The organism is Porphyromonas sp. CAG:1061 (genome assembly GCF_000435035.1).
Classification (GTDB): domain Bacteria; phylum Bacteroidota; class Bacteroidia; order Bacteroidales; family Porphyromonadaceae; genus Porphyromonas_A; species Porphyromonas_A somerae.
The window spans coordinates 1-8963 of the sequence record NZ_HF988818.1 but is presented as its reverse complement, the minus strand read 5'-3'; the positions used below and the strand labels follow the sequence as shown (position 1 = coordinate 8963).

Annotated in this window: 6 protein-coding genes; all 6 read right to left on the bottom strand. The window is 50.8% G+C overall.

The features are described from left to right. Positions 1–54: 54 nt before the first annotated feature. A complete protein-coding gene (gene gpmA / locus QVO39_RS00300; protein WP_018028528.1) occupies positions 55–810 on the bottom strand; it encodes a 2,3-diphosphoglycerate-dependent phosphoglycerate mutase in 756 nt (251 codons plus the stop codon). Between the two features lie 41 nt (positions 811–851). After that, a complete protein-coding gene (locus tag QVO39_RS00295; RefSeq protein ID WP_021902522.1) occupies positions 852–1859 on the bottom strand; it encodes a polyprenyl synthetase family protein in 1008 nt (335 codons plus the stop codon). A 21-nt stretch (positions 1860–1880) separates the two neighbouring features. Next, entirely contained in the window at positions 1881–4526 is a 2646-nt protein-coding gene (gene mutS, locus QVO39_RS00290) for a DNA mismatch repair protein MutS (RefSeq protein WP_021902521.1), read from the bottom strand. 80 nt (positions 4527–4606) lie between these two features. Continuing rightward, complete coding sequence (mazG, locus tag QVO39_RS00285; RefSeq protein ID WP_018028525.1) at positions 4607–5410, bottom strand: nucleoside triphosphate pyrophosphohydrolase; 804 nt, start codon at positions 5408–5410, stop codon at positions 4607–4609. 75 nt (positions 5411–5485) lie between these two features. Next, positions 5486–7507, bottom strand: coding sequence for a protein-disulfide reductase DsbD family protein (locus tag QVO39_RS00280; protein WP_018028524.1), 2022 nt, complete (start codon positions 7505–7507; stop codon positions 5486–5488). Between the two features lie 24 nt (positions 7508–7531). Beyond that, positions 7532–8473, bottom strand: a complete 942-nt coding sequence (locus QVO39_RS00275; RefSeq protein WP_021902520.1) for a pseudouridine synthase — start codon at positions 8471–8473, stop codon at positions 7532–7534. Positions 8474–8963: the final 490 nt, after the last annotated feature.

Genomic DNA, 8963 nt, shown 5'->3' with positions numbered 1-8963 from the left:
TCCGTCGCTATTGCGATGGAGCCCCCTTTTTGGAATTATTCTAGTCTCAGTGGGTTACTTCTGGCTTTTACCTTGGTTGGCTACTGCCTCCATTAGCTTTTTCACCTCCTCTGGATCACCTACGAAGTAGTCCTTCACCAGCTTCATACCGTTTTGCTCGTCAAACTCGAAGACGTAAGGTACAGCGGTTGGAAGGTTGAGCGATACGATATCCTCATCGGAGATGCCTTTGAGCTTCTTGATGATGGCCCTCAGGCTATTGCCGTGAGCTGCTACAATAATATCATCGTGCTCTGCGAAGGAGGGGAATATCTCTTGCTCCCAGTAGGGAAGGATCCTTTGGATGGTATCCTTAAGGCTCTCGGTAAGAGGAAGCTCCTCCTTATTGATATGGGCATATCTCACATCATTGTAGGGTGAGCGAGGGTCGTCGGCCGCCAATGGTGCTGGTGGCACATCAAAGCTACGGCGCCAGATAAGTACCTGCTCATCGCCATACTTAGCGGCAGTCTCAGCCTTATTAAGCCCTTGGAGCATACCGTAGTGCTTCTCATTGAGTCGCCAGCTCTTCTTTACTGGGATCCAATCGAGGTCCATCTGGTCGAGGACGGTATTAAGCGTCTTAACGGCACGCTTTAGGTAGCTAGTAAAGGCCAGCGTGAAGTGAAATCCATCCTTTTTGAGCTGCTGACCAGCCTTGATGGCCTCCTCTATACCGAGTGGAGTAAGGTCTACATCGGTCCAACCGGTGAATCGATTCTCCAGGTTCCACTGGCTCTGTCCATGTCTGATTAAAACCAATCTCTTCATAATCTACAATCTTATATATATTGTTTCAAAAACCTAATACACTATTTTTCTCGTGTTGCAATATAATCGGCCACCATGATCAGTCCGTCACGACTTTCGCACGGTGGCAATCCTGCAACTAAAAGGCTCTTCGCCTCCTCTATCATTTCCTCCATTCGCTTTCTAGCATATTCAATGCCTCCCATGCGGATGGCGAAGTCTATAATATAAGCAATCTCGCCGCGCCTAAGCTCCTCATGGCGAAGGAGCTTGAGCACCTTGTCGCGCTCTTTACTCTCCTGCTGTAGGGCATGGATCAGTGGGAGGGTTACCTTGTGCTCTGCGATGTCTTGACCCGATGGCTTCCCAAGTTGGGCGGTAGGTTGGTAATCAAAGATATCATCACGTATCTGGAAGGCACGGCCTAGAAGTTGTCCCGCCTGCTCTATTTTCTGAAGCGTCTCTGCATCACTCACCTTGGCCAGTAACGCACCTACCATCATACTACTCTCGATGAGAGAAGCGGTCTTTCGGTCAATGATCTCTAGGTACCGCTCCTCGGAGTATTCGCCCAGTTCGGCAGTATCCATCTGCAGAAGCTCTCCCTCGGAGAGGTTTTTGCCAAGGGTGGCTAGTTGGAGTAAGATCTGCTTGTTATTGGTCTGAACAGCTTGCATCATCGCATTGGCGAGTAGGTAGTCGCCAATCAGCACCGCCTTATGATTACCAAAAACCGCATTCATCGAGGGCACGCCTCTCCGGTGTCCACTCTCATCCACCACATCGTCATGCACAAGCGTAGAGACGTGAAGTAGCTCAATAAAGGTCGATCCATTAATGACCTCCTCCGTGATAGGACCAAAGCAATTGGCCGTAAGAAGTAGGAGGAGCGGACGTACCTGCTTAGCCGTCTGTCGGCTCAGCAATTCAGTCGCTTTGACAATGGTTGGAGCAATACTTCGTATAGAGCCTAGATAGGCCTCCTCAAATTGCTTGAGGGCCTCTTGGATCTCTTGAGGCATCTGCTCAATGAGGGTTGCGGATTGATTATGTGGTTTGTTGCTCTGCATAAGTAACCTTGAATGCTTCTATTAATGGAGGTCTATTCCCTCCTTGCCACCTGTGAGGAGTCGCTGGATATTATTGAGTTTATTGAGGGCGTCAATGGGGGTGAGCTGATTGAGGTTGAGCCCTACAATCTCCTCTCGCACCTGGCTGAGGAGCGGATCGTCGAGCTGGAAAAAGCTTAGCTGTACTGGTCCATCTTGCACCTGCTTTTCGGGTAGGCGTGGTTTGGAAGGAGCCTTGCTCCGTCCACTCTCCTCGTCGCGCTCTCTTGCCGACTCCTCTAGTAGGGTGAGAATCTCTTCGGCACGGCCGATGATCTCCTTGGGCATTCCTGCCAGTTTGGCCACATGAATACCAAAGGAGTGCTCGCTCCCGCCTGCCACTAGCTTGCGGAGGAATATGATCTTACCCTCCACCTCCTGTACCGTGACATTGTAATTCTTGACCCGAGCAAAGTGCCGCTCAAGGTCGTTGAGCTCGTGGTAGTGTGTGGCAAATAGCGTCTTGGCTCGCCCCCTTGGATGGTCGTGGATATACTCCACAATCGCCTGTGCAATAGAGATGCCGTCGTAGGTACTGGTGCCACGTCCCAGCTCATCCACCAGTACCAAACTGCGATTGGTGATACCATTAAGAATCGTCGCTGCCTCGGTCATCTCCACCATAAAGGTACTCTCACCTCTCGAGATATTGTCCGAGGCACCTACACGGGTAAAGATACGATCCACGATGCCTATCTTTGCTGCACTAGCTGGTACATAGCTACCAACTTGTGCCAGCAGTACAATAAGGGCAGTTTGCCGAAGTAGTGCCGACTTACCTGCCATATTAGGACCAGTGATGATGAGGATCTGCTGCACCTCATTATCGAGGAATAGGTCGTTGGGGATATAGCTCTCACCTGGAGGCATCAAGCGCTCAATTACAGGGTGCCTACCCGCCTCTATGTCTATGGTGTCGCCATTGTCTACCACGGGGCAGGTGTAGCCGTAAAGCGAAGCCCCCTCTGCAAATGAGCTCAGCACATCTATCTGTGAGAGCACCGTCGCATCCGACTGAATCTCTTTGATAAAACCACGCACGTAGTTGAGTAGCTGGTCGTAGATCTCATTCTCCAAGATCTGTATCTTCTCCTCTGCCCCTAGGATTTTACTTTCATACTCCTTTAGCTCGGGTGTGATAAAACGCTCTGCTTGGGTCAAAGTCTGCTTGCGGATCCACTCCTCCGGTACTTTATCTTTGTGGGTGTTTCGCACCTCAATATAATAACCAAAGACGTTGTTGTAGGCCACCTTCAGGCTTGGAATGCCAGTGCGTTCGCTTTCGCGATTGCGGAGGTCGAGAAGGTACTCCTTGCTACCGCTGAGGATATCCCGTAGCTCATCCAGTCGGCTGTCAAAGCCTTTGGCAATCACATTTCCCTTGCCAAGCTGATTGGGTGTCTCCTCGTTGATGGTCCTTTCAATCCGCTCCGCCAACTCCTCGAGGGGGTCTAGGGCAATGCTTAGCTCCTTGAGCGAAGCATCGCCAGTATTGTAGAGGGCGCCCATAATCGGCTTTACCAAGCGTAGCCCACCCGCCAATTGTCGTAGCTCACGAGGGTTGATGCGGAGGACGGAGACCTTACTTGCCAATCGCTCCAGGTCGCCTATCTCCGATAGGATTTCGGAGAGCTGATGCCGTAGCTCCTCTCTCTCGAGAAAAGCGGTAACGGCAGTCTGTCGCTGTGCTATCTCACGGGCGTCGAGTAGGGGGAATACCAGCCACCGCTTGAGCAGTCGGCCACCCATTGGCGTACGAGTATGGTCAATGACGCTGATGAGTGAATTGCCATCCTCATTGAGGGGTTGTAGGATCTCAAGGTTGCGGAGGGTAAAGCGGTCGAGCTGTACGAAACGATTCTCCTCTATCTTGTGAATGGTATTGATGTGCTGTATCTCGGAGTGGTGCGTTGCCTCAAGGTAGTAGAGGATTGCCCCGCAGGAGATAATCGCTAAGACCTCATGCTCTATCCCGAATGCCTTGAGGTGCTTCACCTCGAAGTGCTTTAGGAGCCTATCGCGTCCATAATCTTGCGAAAAGGTCCAATCCTCCAAAGGGTAGAGGTTGAGTCGCTCACCGAAGTGAGCCTGTACATCGTGCTCTGTTCCCCGCTTTACCAGCACCTCTTTAGGATTGAAGTTGGTGAACAACTTATCAATTTCATCGTAGCTTCCTTCACTGCAGACAAATTCGCCAGTGGAGAGGTCTAGCAGAGCTATTCCCGCCTTGCCTCCTCCGAGAGCAATGGCTGCAAGGAAGTTATTGGTATCTGCTTCGAGGACAGAGTCGTCCATCGTAAGTCCAGGGGTCACCACTTCGGTCACCGCCCGCTTCACCAGCTTCTTCGCCAGCTTAGGGTCCTCCATTTGGTCGCAGATCGCCACCCGCTTTCCCTTGCGGACCAGCTTGGGGAGGTAATTGTCAAGAGCATGGTGGGGGAATCCCGCCATAGGGTCATCACCCCTCTTAGTAAGAGTGATATTGAGTAGGCGAGAGACCTCTACCGCATCATCATTAAAGGTTTCATAAAAATCGCCCACTCTAAAAAGCAATAACGCACCTGGGTACTGCTCCTTAAAGCGTCGAAATTGTGCCATCATCGGCGTCTCCGAAACCTTTTTCGCCATCTTAATTATTTAAATCGTCTCTTACCTAATTATGGGATACTCTATATCTCTACAAATATACCTCTTTTTACCGAGACTGATTAAATCTCTTGCCTTTTGGCTTCATTCCAAAGGGCGTCCATCTCGCCAAGGGTCATCTCTTTGAGGCTTTTCCCCTCTGCCTTGGCCGATGCTTCAATGTAATTAAAGCGACGGATAAACTTCTGGTTGGTGCGCTCCAAACTGGTATCGGGATCCACGCCATAGAGGCGTCCCATATTGATCAGACTAAAGAGAAAGTCCCCCATCTCTCCCTCCTTATGAGCCAAGTCGCCATTACCCTCTATCTCGGCACGTAGCTCTCCCAGCTCCTCATACACCTTATCCCATACATCGCTTTTCTCAGCCCAGTCAAAGCCTACATTGGCCACCTTCTCCTGCACACGGTACGACTTGATGATGGAGGGGAGTCCCTTTGGTACCCCACCGAGTACCGTCTTATTGCCCCCCTTCTCTTTGAGTTTGATCTGTTCCCAATTGAGTTCTACATCATGTGCATTATTGACCTGCACATCACCGTAGATATGTGGGTGGCGAAAGATGAGCTTATCTGCCTCACGATTGCAGACATCGGCGAGGTCAAACTGCCCCTTCTCCTCTCCAATCTTGGCATAAAATAGTACATGGAGGAGCACATCCCCCAGTTCTTTAGCAATCTCCGAGTGATCCTCATTGATGATTGCCTCGCTCAGTTCGTATACCTCCTCTATGGTATTGGGGCGTAGCGATTCATTGGTTTGCTTCGCATCCCACGGGCACTCTACCCGTAGTCGCTCCAGCACATCTAGCAGTCGTCCGAGGGCTTCTAGTTTCTCCTCACGGCTACTGCTGCTCTTTTCCTTCATGGTGATTTCTATTAATGGATTGCGTGGGTAGATCGTTTTGCACCTCTCTACCCACGCAATATAATTTGCTCTTAATTACTGTTGCTTTTTGCGATACTCCTCAAGTCCGCTCTTTAGCCAATTGACATAGTGGTCTACATCCTTATCGAAGCCAAAGCTAGGACCCAGAGGGAGCCCATTGCCATCCAGCATCACGTAGAATGGCTGCGCATTGGAGCCAAACTTCTGTGATTGGAAATAGCTCCACCGCTCTCCAATGGTCTTGAGCTTGCGGGTGCTATCGCCATCCTTCACCTCGATATACTTAGGTAGCTTGGTCTTGTCGTCCACGATGAGGGTGACGAGGATAAATTCATCATCGATGATGCTCTTCACCTTTGGATCGGTCCAGACGGAAGCCTCCATCTCACGGCAGTTGACGCAGCCGTAGCCCGAGAAGTCAATCAAAACAGGCTTTCCCTCGCTCTGAGCCGCCCGCATACCACTCTCATAGTCGTGGAACTTAGGGTGTACCTCCGAATCATAGAGGTTGAAGTCCTGAGTATAAAGCGGTGGTGCAAAGGCACTGATTGCCTTGAGCGGTGCACCCCAAAGCCCTGGCACCATATAGACGGCAAAAGAGAGTGAGATGATGGCAAGGAATAGTCGGGTAACACTCACGAAGGGGAGGTCGCTATCCTGTGGTAGCTTGAGCTTGCCGAGTAGGTAGATGCCTAGTAGGAAGAAGATCACGATCCAAAGTGCCACAAAGGTCTCTCGATCAAGGATGCCCCAGCCATAGGCGAGGTCGGCAACGGAGAGAAACTTGAGGGAAAGTGCCAGCTCAAGGAAGCCAAGGGTCACCTTGACACTCGTCATCCAGCCACCACTCTTAGGCATACTCTGTAGGAAGTTGGGGAATATGGCAAAGAGGGTAAAAGGAAGCGCTAGTGCTACAGCAAAGCCGAGCATGCCAATAGCAGGGCTAAGGAGACTACTTCCCGACGTGGCTGCCTGCACCAAAAGGGTTCCGATGATAGGGCCGGTACAGGAGAAGGAGACCAAAGCCAAGGTGAAGGCCATGAAGAAGATACTCAGCAGACCGCTCGTGCTCTCTGCCTTGGCATCCATCTTATTGGTCCACGATTGTGGAAGAACTAGTTCGAATGCCCCGAAGAAGCTGACCGCAAAGAAGACCAGAAGGGCAAAGAAAAGGATATTGAAGAGGGCACTCGTGGCTAAGTCATTGAGTGCACTCGGTCCAAAGATCGCTGTAATCAGCAACCCTAGTGTGAGATAGATTACAATGATTGCCAACCCATAAATCACCGCATCGCGAATGGCGGCTTGACGGCTTTTGCTCCGCTTGAGGAAGAAGCTCACCGTCATAGGGATCATCGGCCATACGCAAGGTGTAAGGAGAGCAATCAAACCGCCCAAGAAACCGAGGACAAAAATCATCAAGAGGGAGTTGTCGGTGGCGCTCAGCGTGGTATCGCCATACGCCTTGATCTCCTCTACTACTGGCTTCCAGATGTCGCCCGTAAAGTTGGCTGCTTCGCTCTCCACCGTGGTGGTAGACTCCTCCTCGCTACTGCTGTCGCTAGCAATCGCTTCCATCTCCAATGGAGTGGTGAGATCACCAGCCTTTAGACTAATGGGAAGGCGGGTGGGGGGGAGGCAAGTTTGGTCGTTGCATAGCATGTAAGTAAGGTCGCCAGCTAGCACAAAGTGCTCTGGATCCTCTATCTGTACCTGTTGTTCAAAAATGACACTTCCCGTGTGCCAGCGCAGGTTCATCTCAAAGTTGGGGTCGTAGACGGAGGCCGCCTCTTTGGAAGGCTTTAGTGCCCCTAGCAGTTTCACCCCTTTAGCCTCGTCTAATGCAAAGGAGGTGGGGGTTGGCCCGCCATCTGGGAGGGTCGCATCGTAAATATGCCATCCCTGCTTTAGGGTTGCCTTGAAGCTCAAGGTCACCACCCCATCAGCACTATTTGTGTGGCTTTGCTCCCAGCTCACCGCATCGGTAATCATCTGCGCCTCTGTACTACTCCAGGGGAGGAGGGCGATGAAATAACTCAGCACGAGCCATACAAGTTGTCGTTTCTTAATCTTCATAAAAGTATGTATAGAGTGTTGGTTTTAATAGTCTCTTCCTGTTGGTTGCTTCTCTTTATCCAGCCTTAGCCACGAGAAGTAGTGGGTGGGGTAGGGACCCTCAAATCGGCGTGGCTGCTGCTCCCCAGGGATCAGTAGCTCAAGACCGATCTGCTCCAAAGCGATCTCTCGATCGGTGCGAATCTGGCTACGTGAGCGTACATCGCCCAAGATGCTCAGCCCATTGTCGCCAAATAGCTTGCGGAGGGAGAAGATTCGTGCCCCCACCACATCTATCTGTACAATATGCATCTGCCCATTTCGACTGCTCTTATCCACCCGCACCTCTGCGGTGATCAGCTTGGGCTTTGAGAGGCTACGCTCCTCGGAGGTGGCACTCAGTAGTTGCACCTTCTCCTTTAGCTCGCCCTCAATGCAGGCGATGAAGCGTTGGTGCTTGGCACGTCGGCTCCACTCCTTCACTAGTAGCTCCTTGGCCTCTACACTCCTCGCAAAGACCACAAAGCCAGCCGTGTTGCGATCCAATCGATTCACCATAAAGAGCTTTGCCCCCTCTTCCCCCTTCTTGTAGTGCTGACTGAGAAGAAATAGAGCCGTCTGTTGGCGGTTTTTATGTGCGGTATTGACCGTAGGCAATCCCCGCTTTTTGTAGGCAACTACATACGCTTCACTTTCCCATACTATCTCTAGCTTGGGGTGTCGAAAAGGCATTGGTGGCACTCCACGGTGCACACGCACTACCACGCCGGCTCCCACCGTCTCAGTAGCTCTTGTGGTAGACCACTTCCCTACAGAGACCCTTCCCGAGGCAATCAATTGCTTCGCAGCTGTGCGATTGCGGCTGGACTTCTCCATCAAGAGCTCCAGTAGAGGGGCTTCGCTGCCCGCCCTGTAGGTCTCCTGCACGGGGGTAGGGTTCTCTACCCTTGTTGGATCCGGCTGTTTTATTTTATTATCATTACTCATGGTTTTCTTACCACCTATTTATATGCTTCAGTCTCAATTCCAGCCCTATTTAGTGGGGAGAATCTAGACAACTTATCACGCAAATATACTATTTTCTCCCTATCTGCCGTAACCCTTAGTGCCGATTCCGAATTCCAAAAGCAGCACAACAGCTTCCCTTCGTGAAATAGGCTCAAAATTGAAGTAATATAAGGTGTCAAAAGTAGTTTTTGTAATAGGTTGAAAGCTAGTGTCTTATAAGGGCGAAAGTTTAGTTGCATCTCGGCAAATGCTTAGTTGCAACTAACCGATTGCTTAGTTGCATCTCGCCGATGGCTTAGTTGCAACTAAACTTTTCCTCTCCTCGCCACTCGTTTATCGGTTGGTGGAATTCTATTAATTCTCCAGTGAGTTGACCTTGTCAAATCTGAGTACCAAGGGTTACGCATTAGAATGTTCTTACCACGAGACATTCATCAGAGAGTCAATGGGTAAGGACCTCCGCAAGGAG